Origin of the sequence: Paraburkholderia sp. BL21I4N1, assembly GCF_002973525.1 — a bacterium.
Lineage (GTDB): Bacteria > Pseudomonadota > Gammaproteobacteria > Burkholderiales > Burkholderiaceae > Paraburkholderia.
This window is the reverse complement of the sequence record NZ_PVEN01000001.1, coordinates 1,053,197-1,077,192: the sequence shown is the minus strand read 5'-3', so window position 1 is coordinate 1,077,192 and position 23,996 is coordinate 1,053,197. Positions and strand designations below refer to the sequence as shown.

Annotated in this window: 20 protein-coding genes; 16 read left to right on the top strand and 4 right to left on the bottom strand. The window is 62.4% G+C overall.

Translation table 11 applies throughout. From position 1 onward, the window contains the following. The first annotated feature begins 82 nt into the window (after positions 1 to 82). The 3 genes from B0G83_RS04705 to B0G83_RS04695 all read left to right on the top strand — a co-directional run bounded on the left by B0G83_RS04705 (position 83) and on the right by B0G83_RS04695 (position 2,923). Entirely contained in the window at positions 83 to 1,102 is a 1,020-nt protein-coding gene (locus B0G83_RS04705; RefSeq protein ID WP_105506217.1) for a VTT domain-containing protein, read from the top strand. Positions 1,103 to 1,202: 100 nt separating this feature from the next. Continuing rightward, positions 1,203 to 1,736, top strand: coding sequence for a MarR family winged helix-turn-helix transcriptional regulator (locus B0G83_RS04700; RefSeq protein WP_105506216.1), 534 nt, complete (start codon positions 1,203 to 1,205; stop codon positions 1,734 to 1,736). Continuing rightward, a complete protein-coding gene (locus B0G83_RS04695) occupies positions 1,733 to 2,923 on the top strand; it encodes an MFS transporter (protein ID WP_105506215.1) in 1,191 nt (396 codons plus the stop codon). Before B0G83_RS04700 ends, B0G83_RS04695 begins: the two co-directional genes overlap by 4 nt. A 28-nt stretch (positions 2,924 to 2,951) precedes the next feature. Here B0G83_RS04695 and speB read toward each other — a convergent pair whose 3' ends face one another. From speB to B0G83_RS04680, 3 genes are all read right to left on the bottom strand, one after another. Further along, positions 2,952 to 3,914, bottom strand: a complete 963-nt coding sequence (gene speB, locus B0G83_RS04690; RefSeq protein WP_105506214.1) for an agmatinase — start codon at positions 3,912 to 3,914, stop codon at positions 2,952 to 2,954. A 137-nt stretch (positions 3,915 to 4,051) separates the two neighbouring features. Then, on the bottom strand, positions 4,052 to 5,545 hold the full coding sequence (locus tag B0G83_RS04685; RefSeq protein WP_105506213.1) for an aldehyde dehydrogenase: 1,494 nt from the start codon (positions 5,543 to 5,545) through the stop codon (positions 4,052 to 4,054). A gap of 89 nt (positions 5,546 to 5,634) precedes the next feature. Beyond that, positions 5,635 to 6,186: a cupin domain-containing protein gene (locus B0G83_RS04680; protein WP_105506212.1), complete on the bottom strand. Its 552-nt coding sequence runs from the start codon at positions 6,184 to 6,186 to the stop codon at positions 5,635 to 5,637. A 419-nt stretch (positions 6,187 to 6,605) separates the two neighbouring features. On the opposite strand from B0G83_RS04680, the gene B0G83_RS39540 reads away from it, so the two are divergent. From B0G83_RS39540 to B0G83_RS04620, 12 genes are all read left to right on the top strand, one after another. Beyond that, positions 6,606 to 6,827 (top strand): hypothetical protein, encoded by a 222-nt coding sequence (locus B0G83_RS39540; RefSeq protein WP_171983793.1) that lies wholly within the window; start codon positions 6,606 to 6,608, stop codon positions 6,825 to 6,827. A gap of 306 nt (positions 6,828 to 7,133) precedes the next feature. Next, on the top strand, positions 7,134 to 7,928 hold the full coding sequence (locus B0G83_RS04670) for a gamma-glutamyl-gamma-aminobutyrate hydrolase family protein (protein ID WP_105506211.1): 795 nt from the start codon (positions 7,134 to 7,136) through the stop codon (positions 7,926 to 7,928). 31 nt (positions 7,929 to 7,959) lie between these two features. Then, positions 7,960 to 9,294: a glutamine synthetase family protein gene (locus B0G83_RS04665; protein ID WP_105506590.1), complete on the top strand. Its 1,335-nt coding sequence runs from the start codon at positions 7,960 to 7,962 to the stop codon at positions 9,292 to 9,294. Positions 9,295 to 9,321: 27 nt separating this feature from the next. Then, positions 9,322 to 10,761, top strand: coding sequence for an aspartate aminotransferase family protein (locus B0G83_RS04660; protein ID WP_105506210.1), 1,440 nt, complete (start codon positions 9,322 to 9,324; stop codon positions 10,759 to 10,761). A gap of 71 nt (positions 10,762 to 10,832) precedes the next feature. Then, positions 10,833 to 11,954, top strand: a complete 1,122-nt coding sequence (locus B0G83_RS04655) for a polyamine ABC transporter substrate-binding protein (protein ID WP_105506209.1) — start codon at positions 10,833 to 10,835, stop codon at positions 11,952 to 11,954. 210 nt (positions 11,955 to 12,164) lie between these two features. Further along, on the top strand, positions 12,165 to 13,328 hold the full coding sequence (locus B0G83_RS04650) for an ABC transporter ATP-binding protein (RefSeq protein ID WP_105506208.1): 1,164 nt from the start codon (positions 12,165 to 12,167) through the stop codon (positions 13,326 to 13,328). After that, positions 13,325 to 14,296 (top strand): ABC transporter permease subunit, encoded by a 972-nt coding sequence (locus B0G83_RS04645; protein WP_105506207.1) that lies wholly within the window; start codon positions 13,325 to 13,327, stop codon positions 14,294 to 14,296. Before B0G83_RS04650 ends, B0G83_RS04645 begins: the two co-directional genes overlap by 4 nt. Next, positions 14,293 to 15,204: an ABC transporter permease subunit gene (locus B0G83_RS04640; RefSeq protein ID WP_105506206.1), complete on the top strand. Its 912-nt coding sequence runs from the start codon at positions 14,293 to 14,295 to the stop codon at positions 15,202 to 15,204. Before B0G83_RS04645 ends, B0G83_RS04640 begins: the two co-directional genes overlap by 4 nt. Positions 15,205 to 15,242: 38 nt before the next feature. Further along, positions 15,243 to 16,832, top strand: a complete 1,590-nt coding sequence (locus tag B0G83_RS04635; protein ID WP_105506205.1) for a DUF3138 family protein — start codon at positions 15,243 to 15,245, stop codon at positions 16,830 to 16,832. Between the two features lie 58 nt (positions 16,833 to 16,890). Further along, positions 16,891 to 18,183: an FAD-binding oxidoreductase gene (locus B0G83_RS04630; protein ID WP_105506204.1), complete on the top strand. Its 1,293-nt coding sequence runs from the start codon at positions 16,891 to 16,893 to the stop codon at positions 18,181 to 18,183. Further along, positions 18,183 to 19,505 carry an FAD-binding oxidoreductase gene (locus tag B0G83_RS04625; protein ID WP_105506203.1) on the top strand — a complete coding sequence of 441 codons (1,323 nt, stop codon included), beginning with the start codon at positions 18,183 to 18,185 and terminating at the stop codon, positions 19,503 to 19,505. The genes B0G83_RS04630 and B0G83_RS04625 overlap by 1 nt, the downstream gene beginning before the upstream one ends. Before the next feature lie 296 nt (positions 19,506 to 19,801). Then, entirely contained in the window at positions 19,802 to 20,812 is a 1,011-nt protein-coding gene (locus B0G83_RS04620; protein WP_105506202.1) for a DUF2891 domain-containing protein, read from the top strand. A gap of 196 nt (positions 20,813 to 21,008) precedes the next feature. On the opposite strand, the gene B0G83_RS04615 is transcribed toward B0G83_RS04620, so the two are convergent. Then, a complete protein-coding gene (locus tag B0G83_RS04615) occupies positions 21,009 to 21,434 on the bottom strand; it encodes a PRC-barrel domain-containing protein (RefSeq protein ID WP_035558253.1) in 426 nt (141 codons plus the stop codon). Between the two features lie 171 nt (positions 21,435 to 21,605). On the opposite strand from B0G83_RS04615, the gene B0G83_RS04610 reads away from it, so the two are divergent. Further along, the gene (locus B0G83_RS04610) at positions 21,606 to 23,981 is read left to right on the top strand and encodes a DNA polymerase II (protein ID WP_105506201.1); all 2,376 of its coding nucleotides are present in this window, start codon (positions 21,606 to 21,608) and stop codon (positions 23,979 to 23,981) included. The last annotated feature ends 15 nt before the right edge of the window (positions 23,982 to 23,996 follow it).

Here is a 23,996-nt window from a genome sequence, read left to right as displayed (position 1 = left end):
GGAACCTGCGCGGTCTGGGCACGCCGTGCCGCCAGGGCGCGGCCGGTCAAATCTTCCTTACTGCATTCCGAGGAGCGCGGTTGTGTGGCATTTTCCAGTGGCGATTCCCGCCTCGCTCGGCGTTTGGGCCGTTTTCATGAGCGTGCTCGTCACGCAACTCGGCCTGCCGGTTCCGGCCGCGCCGATGCTGATTCTCGGCGGCACGATGGCCGCCATGGGGCAAACCTCGTATGCGAGCGTCGTGTTCGCCGCCGTGGCCGCCACGCTGATTGCCGATTCGCTGTGGTTCTTCACCGGCCGCGCCTACGGCCGGCGTCTGCTGAACTATCTGGTGCGCTTCTCGCTGTCGCTCGATACCACGGTGCGACTCGCGCGCAACACGTATGAACGGCACGGCGCGCCGATTCTCACCGTCGCCAAGTTCCTGCCGGGTCTCGGCCTGATTTCCGCGCCGCTGCTCGGCACGACCGCGATCAACGTCGGCGTCTTTCTGCTGTGGGACCTGATCGGCGCCACGCTGTGGGCGAGCGTGTGGGTGATCGGCGGCGCGGCGCTGCACGACCAGATCGTGCAGTTCATGCTGCTCGTGCGGCAGAACGGCGGCACGATCGTCGACACGTTCGCGGCGATCTTCGTGGCCGCGCTGCTCTACCGCTGGGTGCGCCGCTGGCAGTTTCGCCGCTGGCTCGCGCATACGCGCATCTCGCCGGATCAGCTCGACGAATTGATGAAGTCGAACGAGCCGCCGCTGATTTTCGACGCCAGACCGCACAGCGTGCGCGAGAAAGAATCGCACCGGATTGCCGGCGCCCTGCCGCTCGACCTCGATTCACCTGAGCCGATTCGTCCCGAGCTGATGAAGCGGCCGATTGTCGTCTACTGCGTGTGCCCGAACGAAGCGACCGCCAAGCGGATCGTCAACCAGTTGCATCGCAAGAATATCCACCATATTCGCGCGCTTAAAGGCGGGCTCGACGCATGGGAGAAACGCGGCTATCCGGTTGAACCGTTGCCCCCCGATTTCAATACCGCGAAGGCTCATCTGATCGAGGACGAAGGCAACGAAGGTGAATATACGGTGCGCGCAAGACTGGCGGACTAAGCGGCCGCTCTGCATCACGCCGCGCTGATAATTCCCTTGCGCTCGTCACCCAATGTGTGCAACATGCATGTATGCACGTTGCACACATTGAGGTATTCCCATGACGCGGCGCACAGAAAACCTGCTCGGCGTGCTGGCCCTGCTGGTCACCGACGAGATGAACGCGCCGCCCGACGCGGCGGCGCTCGCCGGCCCCACCGCGCGTGCCATGCTCAACGCGATCGGCCAATATCCCGATTCGTCGATTGAAATCCTGCGCGAGGCGGTCGACCTGTCGCATCCCGCCGCCGTGCGCGCCGTAGCAGGCCTGGTCGAGGCGGGCCTCGTCGAGAAAAACGCCGGGACGGACAAACGCGCCGTCGCCCTTGCCTTGACCGCGGACGGCAAACGCGAAGTCAAACGCCTGCGCACGGCGCGCGACAGGATGCTGCAACGCGTGGTCGGGCGGCTCGACGACAGCGAGCGCGACGTGCTCGAAAGCCTGCTGATCAAGATTCTCTATAGCGAAACCCGCGACCCCGCGCACGCCATGCAGTTGTGCCGCCTGTGCGACGACGGGCCGTGCCTGAAAGCCGGCTGTCCGGTCGAATGCCGCGAACAGGGCCTGCCGATGCCCGAACGGAGCGGTGCATGACCGCCGCCATGCCGACAGCGCGCTGGCCGGCGATCGCCGCGCTGACCGCCGTGTCGGCGCTGGCGCAGATCGGTCAGTTCGGCATCGGCTTCATGGTGTTGCCCGTCTGGCTCACGCAGCGCGGCCTGGACGCGCCGCGCGCCGGTCTGTTCTCGGCCGCGCAATGGGCCGGCATGCTGGGCGGTTTGTTGATGGCGCCGTGGCTCACCGCGCACATTGGCGCGAAACGCACGGTGTCGCTGGGGCTCGCGGCCACACTCGTTGCGTTCGCCACGATCGGCGCGGTGGGGTGGCCCCTGTGGCTCGTCCCCGGGTTGCTGACCGGACTCGGCATCGGCCTGCGCTGGATCGCCAACGAAACGTGGCTCTATCGCCTCGTGCCGCCGCAAGCGAGCGGACGTGTGGTCGGTGTGCATGAGGCGCTGATCGCCACAGCCGGCATCGTCGGTCCCGCGTTGGCCGCGTGGTGCGCGGTCGACGGACGCATCACCTTCGCGGCCGGCGCAGCCTTCACGCTCGCCGCGGCGCTGCCGCTGTGGTTGACCGCATCGGACGATAAACAGCCTCCTGTCGCGCCGATGCAGCCCGTGCGAGGCGGCCGGCGTGTCCCGATCGGTCCACTGGTCAGCCTCGGCATGGTGGTCGTTGCGGCAGGCGGGATCGGCGACGGCGCGCTGTACGGCCTGTTTCCGCTGTTCGCCGACGCGCACGGCCTCTCCGCCACGCAAACGGCAACGCTGCTGATGCTGTTCGGCGTCGGCGGCATGGCGCTGCAATTTCCGGTGGGCTGGTTCGCGGATCGTGCGGGGCTCGCCGCCGCCGTGATCGTCTGCGCGGCGCTCAGCACGCTCGCTATCTGCGGGTTCGCGACCGCCGCACCGGCCTCGGCGCTCGCAGCCGCAAGCGCGGTGCTGCTTGGCGGCATGAACAGTTCGTACATCACGCTCGGTATGGTTGCGGCCGCTTGCGGCGAGAAGGCCGCGTTGACGCGCAATATGCGGCTGGTGTCGCTCACCTTTGCCGCGAGTTCGATCGTCGGTCCGCTCGCCGCGGGATTCGCGATGAAAGCGCGCGGCAGCGACATGCTGATGTGGCAACTCGCGCTGATGAGCGGCGCGCTAGCGGTCTACACGCTGGGTTTGCGCGAAGGCCGGCGTCAGCCCGGTCGATCTTCATCGATGAGCTAACCGCCGTCTCGAGTTCACGACAAAACGCTTACGCGGCCCCCACCTTGCGTTGCCGCCACAGACACAACAGATCGCATGCAATATGCGCGGCGGCAATCGCCGTGATTTCGCTCTGGTCGTAGGCGGGCGCCACTTCCACGACATCCGCGCCCACCAGATTCAACGCGCCGAGTCCGCGCACGATGGCAAGCCCCTGCGCCGACGACAATCCCCCCGCCACCGGCGTGCCCGTACCGGGCGCGAACGCGGGGTCCAGACAGTCGATATCGAACGTCAGATAGGCAGGACGTTCACCCACAATCGACGTGATCCGCTCCACCGCCGCGCGCGTACCGTGTTCATGAACCCACGCGGCGTCGAGCAGATTGATGCCCATGAAATCGTCGTTCCACGTGCGAATGCCGACCTGCACCGACGTCTTCGGATCGATCAACCCGTCCTTCACCGCCTTGTAGAACATCGAACCATGATTCAGGCTGTCGGGACTGTCGTCGGCCCAGGTATCGCAGTGCGCGTCGAAATGGATCAGCGAAAGCGGCTTGCCGTACTTCTCCGCATGCGCGATCAGTAGCGGATACGTGATGTAGTGATCGCCGCCGAGCGTCAGCATCTTCGCGCCGGAACGCAAAATCGTACGCGCATGGTCGACGATCGATTCCTTGATCGTCAGCGGATTGTGCGCGTCGAACCAGCAATCGCCGTAATCGGTCACGGCGAGATCGTCGAAGGGATTGAAACCCCACGGATACGGATGCAGTTCCGACAACTGCACACTGGCCGCGCGCACCGCCGCGGGACCGAGCCGCGCGCCCGAGCGGAACGTGGTGGCCAGATCGAGCGGCACGCCCGAAACGACGACATCGACACCGTCGAGTTCGCGGGTGTACTTGCGGCGCATGAACGACAACACACCCGCATAAGTGTTTTCGATCGACGAGCCATAAAGCGACGAACGGCGGATTGCGCCGTCGCCATAGACGAGTTCAGTCATGGATGACCTGACACCTGATAAACACACCGGCGCCACGCGCGAAGCTTCCCGTTGTGCGCGCAACCTCCGGCTTCGGATTCATTGGGAACGCGGCGGCATGCGCATCACGCGTGCCGCCGCGCTGGCTTGCGAATCCTTTAGCGCAGCCGCACCAGCGTGGACTTCAGCTCGGTGTACTTCTCCAACGCGTGCAACGACTTGTCACGGCCGTTGCCCGATTGCTTGTAACCGCCGAACGGGAAATTCATATCGCCGCCTTCGTCGTAGCAATTGACCCACACCGTGCCCGCGCGCAACTTGCGCGACACTTCGTGCGCGGTCGTGAGATTCGACGTCCACAGCGCGGCGGCCAGACCGTACTCGCTGTCGTTAGCAATCTCGATCGCCTCTTCCACCGTGTCGAACGTAATCACCGACAACACCGGCCCGAAGATTTCCTCGCGCGCCACCTTCGCGCCCGTGGCGGGGATTTCGAAGATGGTCGGCTCGATATAGAAGCCGCCCGTCTCTTCCTTCACGCGCGCACCGCCCAGCAGCAGCTTCGCTTCCGCGCGGCCCGCTTCGATGTAGCCGAGCACGCGCTCGAGTTGAACCTTGTCGACGATCGCGCCCATCGACGTTTTCGGATCGAGCGGATTGCCCGGTGTATAGCTGCGCGCCGCCGCGATCAGCTTGTCGAGGAACGCTTCCTTGATGTCGCGATGCACGAGCAGGCGCGAGCCCGCTGTACACATTTCGCCCATGTTGTAGAAGATCGCCCCGGCCGCCGCATTCGCCGCGCGGTCCATGTCGGGACAATCCGGCATGACGATGTTCGGCGACTTGCCGCCGAGTTCGAGCCACACGCGCTTCAGGTTCGACTGACCGGCATACTGCATGATCAGCTTGCCGACGTTCGTCGAGCCGGTAAACGCGAGACAGTCCACGTCCTGATGCAACGCGAGCAGCTTGCCCGGTTCGCCCGCGCCCGGCACGACGTTGAACACGCCGGCGGGAATACCGGCGTCGAGGGCGAGTTGCGCGAGACGGATGGCCGTGAGCGGCGACTTCTCCGACGGTTTGAGCACCACACTGTTACCCGCCGCCAGCGCCGGGCCGAATTTCCACGACGCCATCAGGATCGGGAAATTCCACGGCACGACCGCGGCCACCACACCGATCGCTTCGCGCGTGACCAGCCCGACCAGATGATGATCGGCCGGCGCGACTTCACCGCCCACCTTGTCGATCGCTTCGGCGAACCATTCGACGCAATACGCGGCGCCCGGTACATCGACCGAGGTGGTGTCGGCAATCGGCTTGCCGGCGTCGAGCGTTTCGAGCAGCGCCAGTTCGTCCATGTGCTCGCGGATCGACGCGGCCCAGCGCAACAACACTGCCTTGCGCTTGCGCGGATTCAACCCGGACCACACGCCGGATTCGAACGCCCGGCGCGCGGCGGCGACGGCCGCATCGACCTCCGCGGCGCCGCTGTCGGCGACTTTCGCGAGCAGCTTGCCGTCGATCGGGCTCAGGCAGTCGAACGTGCGGCCGCCTGCCGCGTCACGGTATTCGCCGTCGATAAACGCGCGGCCTTCGATTGAAAGCGTAGCGGCTTTGTCTTGCCAGAAAGCGAGAGATTGCTTGTCCATCAGGATGCCTCATTGTTATGCGCACGACGCGGACCGGCATCGACTTCATGCGGCATTGAATTGCGGCGTGGCGCGTTGGCGCGGAGTCTTCAGAACGTGGGAGGCGAATTGGCCGACACGACCTCGCAGAGATGCTCCGCGCTGGGATTGCGAAAACGGTGCGGCAAACGGCTTTCGAAGTAATAGCTGTCGCCGGGATCCAGCAGCCACGTGGTGCCGTCGACAGTCAGTTCGAGTTGCCCGCGGACCACCACGCCGCCCTCGTGACCCGCGTGCTCCAGCATTTCCGGACCGGTGTCCGACAGCGGCTGATAGACCTCGCGCAGAATGCCCATGTTGCGGTCTTTGATACTCGAGCCCGCCAGATAGAACTCGATCGACTCATTGCCGAGGTTCGGCATGTCCGCGCGGCGCGAAACGACCGATCGTTCTACTTCGACCTCGAAGGTAAAGAACTCGGCGAGACTCATGGGTATGCATTCGAGCAATTTCTTCAGCGAGCCCACCGAGGGGCTCACGCGGTTCTGCTCGATCAGCGAGATCGTGCCGTTGGTCACGCCCGCCCGTTTCGCAAGTTCACGCTGGGACAAGCCGTTCTTCTTGCGGATGTACTGCAGACGGGTTGCTACTTCTATGGACATCGCTAGGTTCTCTGACATGGAGGACGATCGGGGCGTGTGGACTCGGGCAACGTGTGCCCGCGAGTGTTGAATATTCTAATCACTTTAATCGTTGCGCCGCTGGGGAAAACCCTGAAAGGATTCCGAAATATGACTGGCGCAACGATTGTTCCCACCGGCTGGGATTCTAGCTACCCCCTCGGGAAAGCCCTGATAAATCTTTTATAAAAATGATTTGACGGCATTATTGGCTCGTATATGCTGGTTCACAGGCGATCTTCATACCAACGTCACAGAGCCCGAAAGGGTGTTTTGCGGCGCAGCGAACCCGCTTCGCATCGGTAAGAGAAGATCATCCCAGCGTCCTGTTTCTTTAAACGCCTTGTGCGGATTTCGAGCAGGCCGTTCAATACTTTCAACGTCGCCAGTCGAGTGTAATCGTGAGAGTCCGAGGCCCTTTGGTGAGATGGAATCGAAGTCAGGCGAGTTGTCCTCGCGCTGACGGCGCCATCGCCGACGGCAGCAACGGCAGCCTTGCGTTCCGCCGCTTTCTGTCCGTCTTCACGATCCTGTCCCGCCGTTCCGTTCGACGTCACAACTCTATCTCCGCGCGCGCCTTCATTGCCGTTCGCACGGATGAAGTCGCGTCGCTGCTGCCGTAGCGCCTCCCTCCTTTCGTCGTTCGATTCATCCGTTTGCGTGAGCGCGGCCTCTTTGGGGCTCTGCGGTCCCGCGTGTGCGGTGCTGTCCGCCGCCCATGCGTTTCACGCAGCACCGAGTGCTGGTGCACCGCAGCGGATGGAATCGAACGACCCGCCCTAAGACCACGCGCGGCGCGTTGTCGCAAACGCCCGCCCCCTGCACCACTCCGGTGGCTTGACGCTCCGCGTCCGGCTGCGGAATCGTGCCGCGCTGTGTTTAACGTTGTTCGTGCCGCGTCCCGCGGGGAACACACACGTCTATCTGTTATGCGAAACAAACCCCTGGTCGGCATTAGCGCCGACAGAACGATGATGGGAGTCCACCCATCGCATGTGGTCGGCGAAAAGTACATCGCCGCGATCGTGGACGGCTCGCAAGCGCTGGCCATGTTGCTGCCGGCACTCGGCGAACGTCAGTCCAGCGCCGATGTACTCGCGACGGTCGACGGCCTGCTCTTTACCGGCAGCTATTCGAATGTCGAGCCGCACCGCTACGGCGGCGAACCCAGCGCGCCGGGCACGCTGCACGACGCCGCGCGCGACGCGACGACGTTGCCGCTACTGCGCGCGGCCATCGCAGCGGGTGTGCCGGTACTCGCCGTCTGCCGGGGCTTCCAGGAAATGAACGTGGTGTTCGGCGGGACGTTGCATCAAAGCGTTCACGCGGTGGCCGGCTTGAGCGACCACCGCGAGAACAAGGAAGACGACCTCGACGTGCAATACGCACCGTCGCATTCGATCGCGCTGACGCAGGGCGGCTTGTTGCAGCGCCTAGCGGGCGGCACGAATGAAGCGCGGGTGAATTCATTGCACGGTCAGGGCGTCGAGCGGTTAGGCGCCGGCCTTACGGCCGAAGCCATCGCGCCGGACGGCTTGATCGAAGCGGTGAGCGTAAGCGGAGCGCGTGCGTTCGCGCTGGGTGTGCAGTGGCACCCGGAATGGAAGCATGCCAACGACACGTTATCCACCGCGATCTTTCGCGCGTTCGGCGACGCCTGCCGCGATCGAATGCGCACCAAGGCCGGCTATGGCGCGGCATCCGCCGCTGCCACGCATGCCTGAGCCGGTCGCGCACCAAAACAGAGAGATAAAAATGCATGAAATCGACGATTTTCTGAAGAAGAACCGCGTCACCGAAATCGAAGCGATCATTCCGGATATGGCCGGGATCGCACGCGGCAAGATCATTCCGCGCAGCAAGTTCGAATCCGGCGAGTCCATGCGCTTGCCGCAGGCGGTGATGATCCAGACCGTCACAGGGGACTATCCGGAAGACGGCACGCTCACCGGCGTCACCGATCCGGACATGGTTTGCGTTCCCGACGCCAGCACCATCCGCATGATTCCGTGGGCCATCGATCCGACCGCCCAGGTGATTCACGATTGCGTTCACTTCGACGGCACACCCGTCGCGATTTCGCCGCGCCGCGTGTTGCGCCGTGTGCTCGAACTCTACAAGGCCAAGGGCTGGAAGCCGGTTATCGCGCCGGAGCTGGAGTTCTATCTGGTCGACATGAATAAAGACCCGGATCTGCCGCTGCAACCGCCGATCGGCCGTACGGGCCGTCCGGAAACCGGACGTCAGGCGTATTCGATCGAAGCGGTCAACGAATTCGATCCGCTGTTCGAAGACATCTATGAATACTGCGAGGTGCAGGAACTGGAAGTCGACACGCTGATTCACGAAGTCGGCGCCGCGCAGATGGAAATCAACTTCATGCACGGCGATCCGCTGAAGCTCGCCGACAGCGTGTTCCTGTTCAAGCGCACGGTGCGTGAAGCCGCGCTGCGCCACAAGATGTACGCGACCTTCATGGCCAAGCCGATGGAAGGCGAACCCGGCTCGGCGATGCACATGCATCAAAGCCTCGTCGACGAGGAAACCGGCCTCAACCTGTTCACCGGTGCGGACGGCAAGCCGACTTCGATGTTCACGGGTTATATCGCCGGTTTGCAGAAGTACACGCCGGCGCTGATGCCGATCTTCGCGCCGTACATCAACTCGTATCGCCGTCTGTCGCGTTTCATGGCCGCGCCGATCAACGTGGCGTGGGGTTACGACAACCGCACGGTGGGTTTCCGGATTCCGCATTCGGGGCCGGCCGCGCGCCGCATCGAAAACCGCATTCCGGGCGTGGATTGCAATCCGTATCTGGCCATCGCCGCCACGCTCGCCGCCGGTTATCTCGGCATGACGCAGAACCTGGAAGCCACCGAGCCGCTGCTCAGCGACGGGTACGAATTGCCGTACCAGCTGCCGCGCAATCTCGAAGAGGGCCTGACGTTGATGGGCGCGTGCGAGCCGATCGCCGAAGTACTCGGCGAGAAGTTCGTGAAGGCTTACCTCGCACTGAAAGAAACCGAATATGAAGCGTTCTTCCGCGTGATCAGTTCGTGGGAACGCCGGCATTTGCTGCTGCACGTCTAAGGCAAACGCAAAAAAACTGGAGGCAGTATGAGCTACAGAACAGAAGAAGTCGCATACGTACAACCGGCCGTGCCAAGCGCCGCCGCGGCACAAGCCACGCAACAACGCACCACTGCCGAATACCGCGCGCTCGACGCCGCGCATCACATCCATCCGTTCTCGGATATGGGTGCGCTGAACCGCGCCGGCAGCCGCGTGATCGTCAAGGCCGAAGGCGTGTATCTGTGGGATTCGGACGGCAACAAGGTGATCGACGGCATGGCCGGCCTGTGGTGCGTGAACGTGGGGTATGGCCGTAAGGAACTGGCCGATGCCGCATATAAGCAGATGCAGGAGCTGCCGTTCTACAACACCTTCTTCAAGACCACGCACCCGCCGGTGATCGAACTGTCGGCGTTGCTCGCCGAACTCGCGCCGGCGCCGTTCAATCACTTCTTCTACTGCAACAGCGGTTCGGAAGGCAACGACACGGTGTTGCGCATCGTCCACCATTACTGGGCGGCGCAAGGCAAGCCGTCGAAGAAGGTCGTGATCTCGCGCAAGAACGGCTATCACGGTTCGACGATCGCGGGCGGCACGCTCGGCGGCATGGGTTACATGCACGAGCAGATGCCCTCGAAAGTCGAGAACATCGTGCATATCGACCAGCCGTATTTCTTCGGCGAAGCGCAAGGCAATCTGACGCCGGAAGAATTCGGTCTGGCCCGCGCGCAACAGCTGGAAGCGAAGATTCTCGAAATCGGCGCGGACAACGTGGCCGCGTTCATCGGTGAGCCTTTCCAGGGAGCGGGCGGCGTGATTTTCCCGGCCGCCACGTACTGGCCGGAAATTCAGCGCATCTGCCGCAAGTACGACATTCTGCTGGTCGCCGACGAAGTGATCGGCGGGTTCGGTCGCACCGGCGAATGGTTCGCGCATCAGCACTTCGGTTTCGAGCCGGATCTGATCACGATGGCAAAGGGTTTGACGAGCGGCTATGTGCCGATGGGTGCGGTCGGTCTGCATGATCGCGTCGCCAAGGTCATTGTGGAAGGCGGCGATTTCAATCACGGCCTCACCTACTCCGGCCATCCGGTCGCGGCCGCGGTCGCGGTCGCCAATCTCAAGCTGCTGCGCGACGAGAAGATCGTCGAACGCGTCAAGACCGAGACGGGTCCGTACTTCCAGAAGAAGCTGCGCGACACGTTCGCCAATCACCCGATCGTCGGCGAAATCTCCGGCGCGGGTCTGGTGGCCGGTCTGCAACTCGCGCAAGACCCGCAGGCGCGCAAGCGCTTCGCGAACGGCGGCGATGTCGGCACGATCTGCCGCGACTTCTGTTTCAACGGCAACCTGATCATGCGCGCCACCGGCGACCGCATGCTCCTGTCGCCGCCGCTGGTGATCAACAAGCTGGAAATCGACGAGATCGTCACGAAGGCCAAAAAAGCCATCGATGCGACCGCACAACAACTCGGTATTTCGTAACGGCAGTCCGTTCCGGCATGGGCACCCACATCTCACGCTCATGCCGGTTCTTCACATCAAGGGAAAAAACCATGAGCGTTAGTCATCTTCGTCATGCGGTCGCGGGGGCCGCGCTGCTCGCCTTCGCGGGTTTTGCGGCGCTGTCGGTTACGCCGGCCCTTGCGGCCGACACGGAACTGAATGTGTATAACTGGTCGGATTACATCGCGAAAGACACGATTCCGAACTTCGAGAAGCAGGACGGCATCAAGGTCAAGTACGACAACTACGATAGCGACGACACGCTGCAGGCCAAACTGCTCGCGGGCAGCTCCGGCTACGACATCGTGGTGCCCACCTCGAACTACATGGCCAAGCAGATTCAGGCCGGCGTGTATCAGAAGCTCGATAAATCGAAACTGCCGAACCTCGCGAATCTCGACCCCGTGCTGATGAAGATGATCTCCGACGCCGACCCGGGCAACCAGTACGGTGTGCCCTGGGCCTACGGCACCGACGGTATCGGCTACAACGTGCAAGCGGTGCAGAAAGCGCTCGGCGCCAATGCGCCGGTGGACAGCTGGGCGCTCGTGTTCGATCCCGCCAACCTCTCGAAGCTGAAAGGCTGCGGCGTATCGTTCCTCGACCAGGCCGTCGACGTGTTCGCGGCGACGCTGCAATACATGCATAAGGACCCGAACAGCACGAACCCCGCCGATTATCAGGCCGCGTTCGAAGTGCTGAAGAAAGTCCGCCCTTACATCACCCAGTTCAACTCGTCGGGCTACATCAACGACCTCGCGAATAACGACGTGTGCGTGGCCGTGGGCTGGTCCGGCGACGTCGGTATTGCGAGCCGCCGCACCGACGAAGCGAAACGCTCGTATCAGATCAAGTTCTCGAACGTGAAGGAAGGCGGTTTGCTGTGGTTCGACGTGATGGTGATTCCGAAAGACGCGCCGCACGCCGAGGCCGCCCTTAAGTGGATCAACTACATTGAAGATCCGAAGGTCAACGCGGCGATCACCAACGAAGTGTTCTACCCGACCGCGAACAAGGCCGCGCGCCAGTTCGTGACGCCGGCTGTCGTCCAGGACAAGACCGTTTATCCGGGCGACGACGTACTCAGCAAAATGACGCTGATGAAACCCATGCCGACCGATATTCTGCGCCTTGAAAACCGTCTTTGGGCGCAGCTTAAAACCGGTCATTGATTAAACCAGCAATCTGAAACCTCGATCCCGCGCTCAGGGATCGCTCGAACCCTGAGCGCATGAATGGCAGTAACGGCAGTCAGCCTGCGCGCTATAGCGTCCCAGCCGCGCGCAGTCCCATGTATTCCGATCGCAGCGTACGTTGCAAGGCGCCTCCCGCGCCTCGCAGGGAGACACTTGCGCTCGCGATCCGCAAGGAATGGTTACATCATGAACTCGACGACTTCAAAAAGCGCAGCCGGCGCCACCCAGATGGCCCGCCCCGCAGTAGCGACAAAATCGAAACCGGATGAATTCGTCCGCATCGAAAACGTCGTGAAGAAATTCGGCGACAGCACCGCTGTCGACAATGTCAACCTGAGCATCGCCAAGAACGAACTGTTCGCGCTGCTCGGCAGCTCAGGCTGCGGCAAGTCCACTCTCCTGCGCATGCTCGCGGGGCTCGAGACGGTCACGTCCGGGCGCATTTTCGTCGACGGCGAAGATCTCGCCGCGATGCCGCCGTACAAGCGGCCGGTCAACATGATGTTCCAGTCGTATGCGCTGTTCCCGCACATGAGCGTGGAGGCGAACATCGCCTTCGGCCTGAAGCAGGAAGGCACGCCGAAGAACGAGATCAAGGAACGCGTTGCCGACGCGCTGAATCTCGTGCAGATGAGCAAGTACGCCCAGCGCAAGCCGCACCAGTTGTCAGGCGGCCAGCAGCAGCGTGTGGCGCTCGCCCGTTCGCTGGTCAAGCGCCCCAAGCTGCTGCTGCTCGACGAGCCGATGTCGGCGCTCGATAAAAAGATCCGCCAGAAGACCCAGCTCGAACTGGTGAACATTATCGAAAAGGTCGACGTGACCTGCGTGATGGTCACGCACGATCAGGAAGAAGCCATGACCATGGCCGGCCGCCTCGCGGTCATGAGCGAAGGCCGCATCGTGCAGATCGGTTCGCCCAGCCAGGTCTACGAGTTTCCGAATAGCCGCTTCTCCGCCGAATTTATCGGCTCGACCAATCTGTTCGAAGGCACGGTCGTCGCGGATGAGCCGGACCACATTTTCGTGGAAAGCGAAGAGCTCGAATCGCGCATTTACGTGAGCCACGGCATTACCGGCCCGCTCGGCATGCCGGTGGGCATCTCGGTGCGCCCCGAACGCGTCAAGGTGTCGCTCGACAAACCGTCGACGCCGCACAACTGGGCGCGCGGCGTGGTCTCGGATGTGGCCTACATGGGCAGCTATTCGCTGTATCACGTGCGTCTGCCGAGCGGCAAGACCGTGGTGTCGAATCTCTCCAGCTCGCACCTGATGAGCGACGGTGCGCCGTCCTATAACGACGACGTGTTCGTCTACTGGTCGCCGGCTAGCGGCGTGGTGCTGACGCAATGAGCCATCCCACCTCCTCCCCCGTGGCGCTCGGCGCGCCGTCCGGCAGCCGGCTGCTCGGCTCGCTGAAAAAACGCCTCTCGATGTTCGTGCCGTCTGGCCGCACGACTGTGATCGGCGTGCCGTTCCTGTGGCTCACGCTGTTTTTTGCGTTGCCGTTCGTGCTGGTGCTGAAGATCAGTTTCGCCGATCTGCGTCTGGGCATTCCGCCCTACACGGATCTGATGACGATCAAAGACGGCATCGTGCATTTCGCGATCCAGCTGGGGCACTACGCGTTCCTGCTGCAGGACGATCTGTACGTCGCGACCTATATCAGCTCGTTGAAGATGGCCGCCGTTTCGACCTTCTTCTGCCTGTTGATCGGCTACCCGATCGCGTATTACATCGCCCGCTCGGAGCCGGCCAAACGCAACCTGCTGATGATGGGCGTGATGCTGCCGTTCTGGACGTCGTTCCTGATTCGCGTCTATGCATGGATCGGCATCCTGAAGGACGACGGTCTGCTCAATCACACGCTGATGTCGATCGGCATGATTCATTCGCCGTTGCGCCTCTACCACACGGATATTGGCGTCTATATCGGCATGGTCTATTCCTACCTGCCCTTCATGGTGATGCCGTTGTATGCGCATCTGGTGAAGATGGATCTGACGCTGCTCGAAGCGGCCTACGACCTGGGCTGCAAACCGTGGACCGCGTTCACGCGCATTACGTTGCCGCTGTCGAAGAACGGCATTATCGCCGGCAGTCTGCTGGTGTTCATTCCGGCGGTGGGCGAGTACGTGATTCCGGAACTGCTCGGCGGTGCCGACACGCTGATGATCGGCCGTGTCATGTGGGATGAATTCTTCAACGATATGGACTGGCCGATGGCATCCGCCGTCACCGTCGCGATGGTGTTGCTGCTGCTCGTGCCGATGGCCGTGTTCCAGTACTACCAGGTCAAGGAACTGGAGGACGCGAAATGATCAAGCCTAATAGAACGCTCTCCAATAGCGTGCTGACGTTCGGGTTTCTGTTTCTGTATATCCCGATCATCAGCCTGATTGTCTATTCGTTCAATGAGTCGAAGCTCGTCACCGTCTGGTCCGGCTTCTCACTCAAATGGTACGGCGCGCTGCTGCAGGACGACGAGTTGCTGAACGCCGCGTGGCTCTCGATGAAGATCGGTCTGATGACCGCATTTGCCTCAGTCGTGATCGGCACGTGGGCCGGCTTCGTGCTGGCACGCTTCGGCCGGTTTCGCGGCTTCACGCTGTTCGCCGGCATGATCAACGCACCGCTGGTGATTCCCGAAGTGATTCAGGGTATCTCGCTGCTGCTGCTGTTCGTCGCGCTCGAACAGATGCTCGGCTGGCCGAAGGGTCGCGGCCTCTTCACGATCTGGATCGGTCACGTGATGCTGTGCGTCTCGTACGTGGCGATCATCGTGCAGTCGCGTATCAAGGAGATGAACAAGTCGCTCGAGGAAGCCGCGCTCGACCTCGGCGCCACGCCGTTCAAGGTGTTCTTCCTGATCACGCTGCCGCTGATCTCGCAAGCCTTGATGTCCGGCTGGCTGCTGTCGTTCACGCTGTCGTTCGACGACCTCGTGCTGTCCGCGTTCCTCTCCGGTCCCGGTTCGACCACGCTGCCGCTAGTCGTGTTCTCGCGCGTGCGTCTCGGCCTGAATCCGGAAATGAATGCGCTCGCCACGATCTTCATCACCACCGTAACGATCGGCGTGATTGCCGTGAACCGCTGGATGCAGGTCCGCGAACGTAAGCGCAACCGCGACATGCAGCAGGCGTTCGCCCTCGCCGAAGCCGCCGACCCGTTACCTTCCGCTCCACAACAAGCCGCCGTACGGAAACCGCTCGATACGGCACGCGCATAAGAAGTCCTTTTGCAATACGACCAATAAGGAGAATTTGCATGAGAAAGAAGCTCATCTGTCTGTTGGTGGCGGGGAGTTTGCCTGGCATGGCCATGGCGGACGCCACCAGCGACCAGATCAAGGCGCTCCAGGCCCAACTCAACGCACTGCAAAAGGAAGTGAAGCAGTTGCGCTCCGAGGTGGCGACCAAACCGAAGGCCAACGCGGCGATCGTGGCGGCGCCGGCCACTGCCCCGGCGGTGGCCGAGACGCCGGTCGACATCTCGTCGCCCGACTATGGCAAGTCGCGCGCCACGTTGACCAACGACCAGGTCGATACGATGAAGCAGCAGATCGCCAACCAGCAACTGAAGGTCGATTCGCTGGTCGATGCCGCCAATACCGGACCGCTCGCGGGCCTGTCGGTCACCGGCTATATCGATCCGACCTACATCTATAACCGCGCGGCCAGCAGTTCGTCGTTCCTGTTCGCGAACCACGAAAGCAGCTACAACTACTTCAACAGCACCTTCGGCGATCTTTACCTCGACATCAAGAAGACCTTCGGTGTCGGCCCGATGGCGCCGTCGGCCGAAATCACGTTGATGCCGAACCGCGGCAACGGCATCACGCTGCTGCAGAACGAACACGGCAATATCGGCAACAACATCCTGAACACGGCGGTTGTAACGATTCCGATGACGGCGACCACGACTTTCGTGGCCGGCCTGATGCCGAGCTTCGGCGGTTATGAAGTGCAGCAGTCGAATCAGATGCTGACGCTCACGCATAACCTGCTGTACGACTTCTCCGATCCGGGCAGCTATCTCGGCGTCGGCCTGAACTACACCGCCGACGGCAGCAACTGGGCATGGAAGTTCATGCTCGGCAACGAGCAATACCGCACGTACGGCTCGGTGGTGCAGACCGGTACGAACGCGCTGGGCGATCCGATCACCAGCAGCAACAAGATCCCGACCTTCACGGCTCGCGTCGACTACACGTGGTCGAGCGCGCTGGATATCGGCGGTTCGTTCAATATCGGCCGTCAGACGCTGTCGGCCGCGACCCAGAACGTGAACGGCAATACCATTCCGGTCTATGGCGTGGGCGGTCAGGCGTCGAGCGCGTTCGGCACGTTCTTCTTCGGCGAAGCGGATCTGGCTTATACGCAAGCCGACGTGCAGTACAACGCCGAAGTCGACTACGGCCAGCAGCAGAATGCCGCGTTCAACGGCGGTCAGGCGCAGTGGTACGGCCTGTCGTTGCTGGCGCATCGCAAATTCTCGCTACCGGGCCTGGGGCGCATGGGTATGACCGCGCGTTATGACGTACTCGTCGATAGCAAGAACGGTGGCGGCGGTGGCGGCGTTGCGTTGAATGCGAACGGTATGGACACTGCGGACGGCTTCGGTATCGGCGCGGACTGTCTGGCTAATTCGAAGGGCAACGGCGGCCTCGGTTTCGAATGCAAGGGCGCCACCCATCAGGACGTCTCGCTCGACCTGTTGTTCTACCCGACCCAGCAGGTGACGGTGAAGGTGGAATACCGGCACGACTGGGCCAACAAGCAGGTGTTCCTGAAGAACGACGGCTCGTACGGCAAGTCCAACGACCTGCTCGGCACGCAGCTGATTTACTCGTTCTAATCCGCACGGCCTGGGCGCGCACGCTGCGCGCTCAGGCACTCTACCCCGCACACTGCCTATGCTCCGCTTCTCGAACCAGCCTCACGTCGCTTCGTATTACGCCGCCACGGCCAACGACACCACGCGCCATCCCCCGCTCGACGATTCGATCTCGGTCGACGTCTGCGTGATCGGCGCGGGACTGACCGGCATTTCCACCGCGCTGAACCTCGCCGAACGCGGCCATACGGTCGCGGTGCTCGAAGCGTCGAAGGTCGGTTGGGCGGCGAGCGGCCGCAATGGCGGCCAGTTGATCGGCGGCTTCGCGTGCGATATCGACACGTTCGCGAAGTTCATGCCGGCGGACGACGTGAAGCGGGTCTGGGACATGGGCCTTGAAACGCTCGACATCGTCAAGGAACGCATCGCGAAGCATCAGATTGATTGCGATTTGACAATCGGTTACCTGACCGCGGCGAACAAACCGCGCGATACGGACGCGCTGCAAAAATGGCGCGACGAAGCGCGACGCCGCTTCGGCTACGATCGTTTCAGCTATGTCGACGCCGACGGCATTAGCCAATACGTGCAATCGCAGCGCTATCTGGGCGGTCTGTACGACGCGGACAGCGGTCATCTGCATCCGTTGAATTACACGCTGGGTCTTGCACGCGCGGCGCGCGAGGCCGGCGTACAGATTTTCGAAGACAGTTGCGTGACCGCGCTGCGTGAAGAAAACGGCCGACATGTGGCCGAAACCGCGCGCGGCAAGGTCCATGCGCAGTTCGTCGTGCTCGCCTGCAATACCTATCTCGGCCAGCTCGCGCCGGAGGTGGCCAGCAAGATCATGCCGGTCGGCACCTATGTGATCGCCACCGAACCGCTCGACGCCGACCGCGCCGAAGCGCTGATGCCCGCCAAAGCCGCGGTCTGCGACAGCCGCTTCGTGCTCGACTACTTCCGGCCCGCACCCGATAATCGCCTGCTGTGGGGCGGCAAGGTCAGCTATTCGACGTTCGCGCCGCGCAATCTCGGCGAGGCGATGCGCCGCGACATGCTGAAGACTTTCCCGCAACTCGACGACGTCAAAGTCGACTATGCGTGGGGCGGTTTCGTCGACATTACGATGAATCGCGCGCCACATTTCGGGCGCCTGTCGCCCACCATTTATTTTGCGCAGGGCTTCTCGGGACACGGCGTGAATACCACGGGTCTCGCCGGCAAGCTGATCGCCGAAGCGATCAGCGGTCAGGCGTCGCGCTTCGATCTGTTCGGCAAGATCCGCCACCTCGACTTTCCCGGCGGCGCTACACTGCGCACCCCTGCCCTCGTCCTCGCGATGGCCTGGTATCGAATGAAGGACCTGCTTTGATGAATGCACCGACTCCCGGCTTCAACACGCTCGACCAGCGCGCCGACGCCCTGATCGCCAACTCCTACTACGAGGCAAGCGCCCCCCGTCCGGCCGCCGACGACCCCGCGCTCGACGGCGTGCTGGAAGCGGATGTGTGCGTGATCGGCGCGGGTTTCGCCGGTTTGTCGGTGGCGCTCGAATGCCGCGCACGCGGTCTTTCGGTGATCGTGCTCGACGCGCACCGGCCGGGCTGGGGCGCGTCGGGCCGCAACGGCGGCCAGACGCTGGTGGGTTTCGCGAAAGACGAGGTCCTCGAAAAGCAGCTCGGACTCGACGGCGCGCGCGCCGCGTGGGCCATGTCGGTGGAAGGCGTGGCGCTGGTGCGGGAGCGTATCGAACGCTATGGCATCGACTGCGATTTCACGGCCGGCTATTTAACCGTCGCGACCAAACCGAAACGCGTGCCCGATTTGCGCGCGTGGATGGAATCGGCCTCGCAACGCTGGGGTTACACCAAACTGTCATGGCTCGACACCGACGAAATCCGTTCGCGGGTCGCGTCGCGACGCTATCTCGCCGGCGTTTACGATCCGTTTTCCGGCCATCTGCATCCGCTCAAGTACTGCCTCGGTCTCGCCGATGCCGCACGCCGCGAAGGCGCGCAACTGTTCGCGCATTCGCCGGTGATCGAGGTGGTGCGCGGCGCTCGACCGGTCGTGCGCACCGCACGCGGCGAGGTGCGCTGCCGCTTCGTCGCCGCGTGCGGCAACGCCACGATCGGCGACGTATTGCCGGCGCCGATCGCCGCGCGCATCGCGCCGATCGCGTCGTATATCGTCGCCACCGAACCGCTCGGCAAAGCTCGCGCCGACGCATTGATCCAGCAGCGCGAAGCGATCTGCGACAACAACTTCTTCCTCGACTATTTCCGTCTGTCGGCGGATCACCGCGTGTTGTTCGGCGGACGCGCGAGTTCGACGGGCGCCTCGCCGGTGCAACTCGGCGCGGAGATTCGCGAGCGCATGGTCGGCGTGTTCCCGCAACTCTCGGACGTGAAAATCGACCATGCGTGGGGCGGTTTCGTCGACGTGACGCGCAATCGCGCACCCGATTTCGGTTCGATCGATCCGAATTACTTCTACGTGCAGGGCTTTTCGGGGCACGGCGTGGCGTTGACGGGAATCGCCGGGCGCGTCGTCGCCAAGGCCATGGCCGGCGAGACGGCAGCGTTCGATCTGTTTGCCCGGTTACGGCACGCGCGCTTTCCCGGCGGTCCGGCGCTGCGCGGCCCCGCGCTCGAACTCGGCATGATGTATCACCGGATCCTCGAACTGTTCTAAGCGGTTTTCAACCTCCTCCAAAAAACAAAGCGTTTTAAGGCGGCGCGGCTCGGCGTTTACCCGAAACATATACTTTATCGACTATTTATCGATAATTTATCGTGTTACATTGCCTCGCCGCCTGTCACCCGTCACCTGTACGGGCTGACAGGTTTGATGTTCACCCCATTCGCGCTATTAATCTGCGTGACGGCCGGCGTCGCGATCTAAAGCGTCACGGCCGTCCGCTTTACTATTTTTTATCGTCACCGCCATACTGGCGTGTCCGTTCGTATGCCGCTCCTGAGGAGGCGCCGATGACCCTTCTACTGACTCCCGAACTCGCTTCCCGATTCGCCAATCTCGCGCTCGCTCACCTCACGCGCGAATATCCGAACAAGCTGACGCACTCGCTGGACGGACCGCAGGACGTGCAGGGGCCGCGTGCATTGCACCCGATTTTCTACGGCAGCTACGACTGGCATTCGTGCGTGCACGGCTACTGGTTGATCCTGCATCTACTCGAACGCTTTCCCGATCTGCCGGAAGCGGCGCGGATCGTCGCCGTGGTCGACGAGCATTTCACCGAGGCCAATGTGGCGGGTGAGCGTGCGTATCTCGATCTGGCGCATAACCGCGGATTCGAGCGTCCTTATGGTTGGGCATGGCTGCTGGCGCTCAGCGCACAACTCGAATCGTTGAAACTCTCGGACGCCGCGCGCTGGAAAAAAACTTTTGCGCCGCTGACCGAGACCTTTGTCGAACGTTTCGAAGAGTTTCTGCCGAAGGCCACCTACCCGTTGCGAGTCGGCACGCACTTCAACATGGCTTTCGCGCTGTCGCTCACGCTGGATTTCGCACGGCAAACCTCCCGCGAATCGCTGGAAGCGTTGCTGGTCAGCACGGCGGAACGCTGGTTTCTCAACGATGTGGCCTGTCAGGCGTGGGAGCCCGCCGGCGACGAGTTCCTGTCGCCTTCGCTGATGGAAGCGGAGTTGATGCGACGCGTCTTGCCGCCGGCGCAATTCGTCGACTGGTTCGGGCGCTTTCTGCCGGACATCGGCGCAAAAAAGCCCGCCACGCTGTTCGAACCCGTTACCGTGACCGATCGCACCGACGGCAAGATCGCGCATCTGGATGGCTTGAATCTGAGCCGTGCGTGGTGTCAGCGCTCGTTGGCGCGTGCGCTGCCGGCCGGCGATATTCGCCGCACGGTGTTGTTCGAGGCGGCCGAGCGCCATCTGCATAGCGCGTTGCCGCATGTGGCGGGCGACTATATGGGCGAGCATTGGCTGGGCACGTTCGCGACGCTCGCGCTGGAAGCGTGATCGCGAAGTCGGAGTCGGCGTGAGTTAAAGCACGATCGCCCGTTCGTCCATTCAGGCGGGCAAAAAAATAGCGGCGCTCGCGGCGCGAAACGGTTCGACTTTCTACCGATTCGCGCCAGCAGCGCCGCTTTTCCATGACTGCGTCAGATTGGACGCCTTTGCGGCGCCCAGCCGGCGACCACGCCGGCTTATGGCATTACTGGGCCGTCAGCTTCTTCGGCTTCGGCGGCGCCTGAACCTTGTTGTACTGGAACTCGGGCGTTGCCTTCAACGCGTCTTTCGTCGCGCCGGCCAGATAGAAATTGCCACCGCGAATATCCAGCGCGGCGATCGGCACCGCGACGTCATGCGACGCGACGCCGAGGAATCCGCCTGCGGAAACAATGGCTGCGGACAGCGAACCGTCCGGCGCCACCACCAGATCGCGCACCGTACCGATCTTTTCGTTCTGATCGTTGTACACCGCCTTGCCGAGAATGCTCTTCTTCACGCTCCAGCCGCTCAGCAGCGCGGTGGATTGTTCGACCGTGACGCTCAGCGGCTGCGAGCCGGCGACTTGCGCCTGCGCGCCCAGGCTGGTTGCAGCAACTGCGACCGCAATGACAAGCTTGCTCAAAGTCATATCGTTTACTCCGTTCTTAGTAGACTTGACCGGCGCGGAATCCGCGCCGAAGGAATCGCTGCACGACGATCATACAGACTGCGCGACGCGGTTGCACCCAGCGTGCCAGGACTGCACGCGCGTGGCGGTAAAATCATGCGCGGCGATGATGCCCGCATTAGAGGTGGCAGTTTGACCGAGCTTGAACAGGGTTTCATATTGACCCGGCATTGGCGTGACACGCCCGCCGGCACGGAAGTCGAATTCTGGCTGGCAACAGACGGCGGGCCTCGTCACATCCGCTTGCGCCCGCAACCATCGGTCGCATTCATTCCCGCCGAGCATCGCGAGCGCGCCGAAACAGTGCTGCGCCGCGAAGCGCCGCTCGATCTGCGCCCACTCGAATTACGCGACTTTCAGCATCGACCGGTCATGGGGCTCTACTGTGCGCAGTACCGGCAATTGACAGGCTTCGAAAAGCGCCTGAAACAAGGCGGTATCGACATTTACGAAGCGGACGTCTTTCCGCCCGAGCGCTACATGATGGAGCGTTTCATCACCGCGCCGGTGTGGTTCGGCGGTGAGGTGCAGAACGGCGGTCCATTGCTGAATGCGGAACTCAAGCCGGCCACGGATTACCGGCCGCCTTTGAAGCTGGTGTCGCTCGATATCGAAACCAGCGCGCACGCCGAGTTGTATTCGATCGCGCTCGAAGGATGCGGGCAGCGCCAGGTGTATATGCTGGGTCCGCCGAACGGTCCTGCGGGCGAGGCGGATGCACTCGACTTCGAGCTCGAATACTGCGAAACCCGCGCGCTGTTGCTGGAAAAGCTGAATGCGTGGCTGGAGCGGCATGATCCTGATGCGATCATCGGCTGGAATCTCGTGCAGTTCGATTTGCGGGTGTTACAGCAGCATGCCGAACAATATCGCGTACCGTTGCGGCTCGGTCGCGGCGGTGCGGTGATGGAATGGCGCGAGCACGGTCTCAAGCAGAATCACTTCTTTGCCGGCGCGGCGGGACGTTTGATTATCGACGGCATCGAGGCGCTGCGCTCCGCGACCTGGAGCTTCCCGTCGTTCAGTCTCGAACACGTGTCCCGCTCGGTGCTCGGCGAAGGCAAGGCGATCGACAATCCGTATCAGCGCATGGATGAAATCCAGCGCCGCTTCGACGAAGACAAACCTGCGCTCGCACGCTATAACCTGAAGGATTGCGAGTTGGTCACGCGTATCTTCGCGAAGACCGAGTTGCTGCGCTTTCTGCTGGAGCGCGCCACGGTGACTGGTTTACCGGCGGATCGCAGCGGCGGATCGGTCGCGGCATTCACGCATCTGTACATGCCGCGCATGCATCGGCAAGGCTACGTCGCGCCGAATCTCGGCGACGTGGCGGGCGCCGCGAGCCCCGGCGGATTCGTGATGGACTCGCGGCCGGGGCTCTACGATTCGGTGCTGGTGCTCGACTACAAGAGTCTGTATCCGTCGATCATTCGCACGTTTCTGATCGACCCCGTCGGCCTCGTGGAGGGCATGCTGAATCCCGCCGACGACCAGTCCGTGCCCGGCTTTCTCGGCGCCCGCTTTTCACGCACACGCCATTGTCTGCCGTCGATCGTCGAGCAGGTCTGGCAGGGGCGCGAAGTCGCGAAGCGCGAGCACAACGCCGCGCTTTCGCAGGCGCTGAAGATCATCATGAACGCCTTTTACGGTGTGCTGGGTTCTACAGGCTGCCGTTTCTTCGATCCGCGTCTCGCGTCGTCGATCACCATGCGTGGCCATGAAATCATGCACACCACGCGTGAGTTGATTCAGGCCCAAGGCTATGAGGTGATTTACGGCGATACGGATTCGACCTTCGTCTGGCTCAAACACGCGCATGACGAGGAGCGCGCCAGCCGCATCGGTCGCGGGATTGTCGAGCATATCAACGCGTGGTGGCGGGAGAATCTGCACGCGCGGTTCGGACTCGAGAGCGCGCTCGAACTGCAGTTCGAGCGGCACTACCGGCGTTTCTTCATGCCGACCATTCGCGGCGCCGAAGAAGGCAGCAAGAAACGCTACGCCGGTTTGACGATTCGGCCGGACGGTAGCGAAGACATCGTCTATAAGGGGCTTGAAACGGTACGCACCGATTGGACACCGCTGGCGCAGCAGTTTCAGCAGGAGCTTTACCGGCGCATTTTCAAGCAGCTGCCGTATCAGGACTATGTCCGCGATTACGTGCGCGACACGCTCGCCGGCAAGCTCGACGACCAACTGGTGTATCGCAAGCGCCTGCGCCGGGCGCTCGGCGAATACGAACGCAACGTGCCGCCGCACGTGCGCGCGGCGCGCGTGGCCGACGAGTTCAATCACCGCCAGGGACGCCCGCTGCAGTACCAGAACGGCGGCTGGATCAGCTATGTGATGACGGTCGCCGGGCCCGAGCCGCTTGAAACACTGCGCTCGGCGATCGACTATGAGCACTATCTCACGCGGCAATTGCAACCCGTTGCGGATGCCATCTTGCCGTTGCTGCGCGACGACTTCACGACCTTGATGTCGGGGCAAAAGCAGTTGTTCTGAGCGCGGTGCCCGCAT

Bases quoted from the DNA above. Each gene is read 5' to 3' on its own strand.
- B0G83_RS04660 (WP_105506210.1), top strand. From the start codon at position 9,322: ATGAGCTACAGAACAGAAGAAGTCGCATACGTACAACCGGCCGTGCCA.
- speB (WP_105506214.1), bottom strand. From the start codon at position 3,914: ATGACTGAACTCGTCTATGGCGACGGCGCAATCCGCCGTTCGTCGCTT.
- B0G83_RS04670 (WP_105506211.1), top strand. From the start codon at position 7,134: ATGCGAAACAAACCCCTGGTCGGCATTAGCGCCGACAGAACGATGATG.
- B0G83_RS04625 (WP_105506203.1), top strand. From the start codon at position 18,183: ATGAATGCACCGACTCCCGGCTTCAACACGCTCGACCAGCGCGCCGAC.
- B0G83_RS04685 (WP_105506213.1), bottom strand. From the start codon at position 5,545: ATGGACAAGCAATCTCTCGCTTTCTGGCAAGACAAAGCCGCTACGCTT.
- B0G83_RS04640 (WP_105506206.1), top strand. From the start codon at position 14,293: ATGATCAAGCCTAATAGAACGCTCTCCAATAGCGTGCTGACGTTCGGG.
- B0G83_RS04650 (WP_105506208.1), top strand. From the start codon at position 12,165: ATGAACTCGACGACTTCAAAAAGCGCAGCCGGCGCCACCCAGATGGCC.
- B0G83_RS04700 (WP_105506216.1), top strand. From the start codon at position 1,203: ATGACGCGGCGCACAGAAAACCTGCTCGGCGTGCTGGCCCTGCTGGTC.
- B0G83_RS04620 (WP_105506202.1), top strand. From the start codon at position 19,802: ATGACCCTTCTACTGACTCCCGAACTCGCTTCCCGATTCGCCAATCTC.
- B0G83_RS04680 (WP_105506212.1), bottom strand. From the start codon at position 6,186: ATGTCCATAGAAGTAGCAACCCGTCTGCAGTACATCCGCAAGAAGAAC.
- B0G83_RS04630 (WP_105506204.1), top strand. From the start codon at position 16,891: ATGCTCCGCTTCTCGAACCAGCCTCACGTCGCTTCGTATTACGCCGCC.
- B0G83_RS04695 (WP_105506215.1), top strand. From the start codon at position 1,733: ATGACCGCCGCCATGCCGACAGCGCGCTGGCCGGCGATCGCCGCGCTG.
- B0G83_RS04635 (WP_105506205.1), top strand. From the start codon at position 15,243: ATGAGAAAGAAGCTCATCTGTCTGTTGGTGGCGGGGAGTTTGCCTGGC.
- B0G83_RS04615 (WP_035558253.1), bottom strand. From the start codon at position 21,434: ATGACTTTGAGCAAGCTTGTCATTGCGGTCGCAGTTGCTGCAACCAGC.
- B0G83_RS04645 (WP_105506207.1), top strand. From the start codon at position 13,325: ATGAGCCATCCCACCTCCTCCCCCGTGGCGCTCGGCGCGCCGTCCGGC.
- B0G83_RS04655 (WP_105506209.1), top strand. From the start codon at position 10,833: ATGAGCGTTAGTCATCTTCGTCATGCGGTCGCGGGGGCCGCGCTGCTC.
- B0G83_RS04665 (WP_105506590.1), top strand. From the start codon at position 7,960: ATGCATGAAATCGACGATTTTCTGAAGAAGAACCGCGTCACCGAAATC.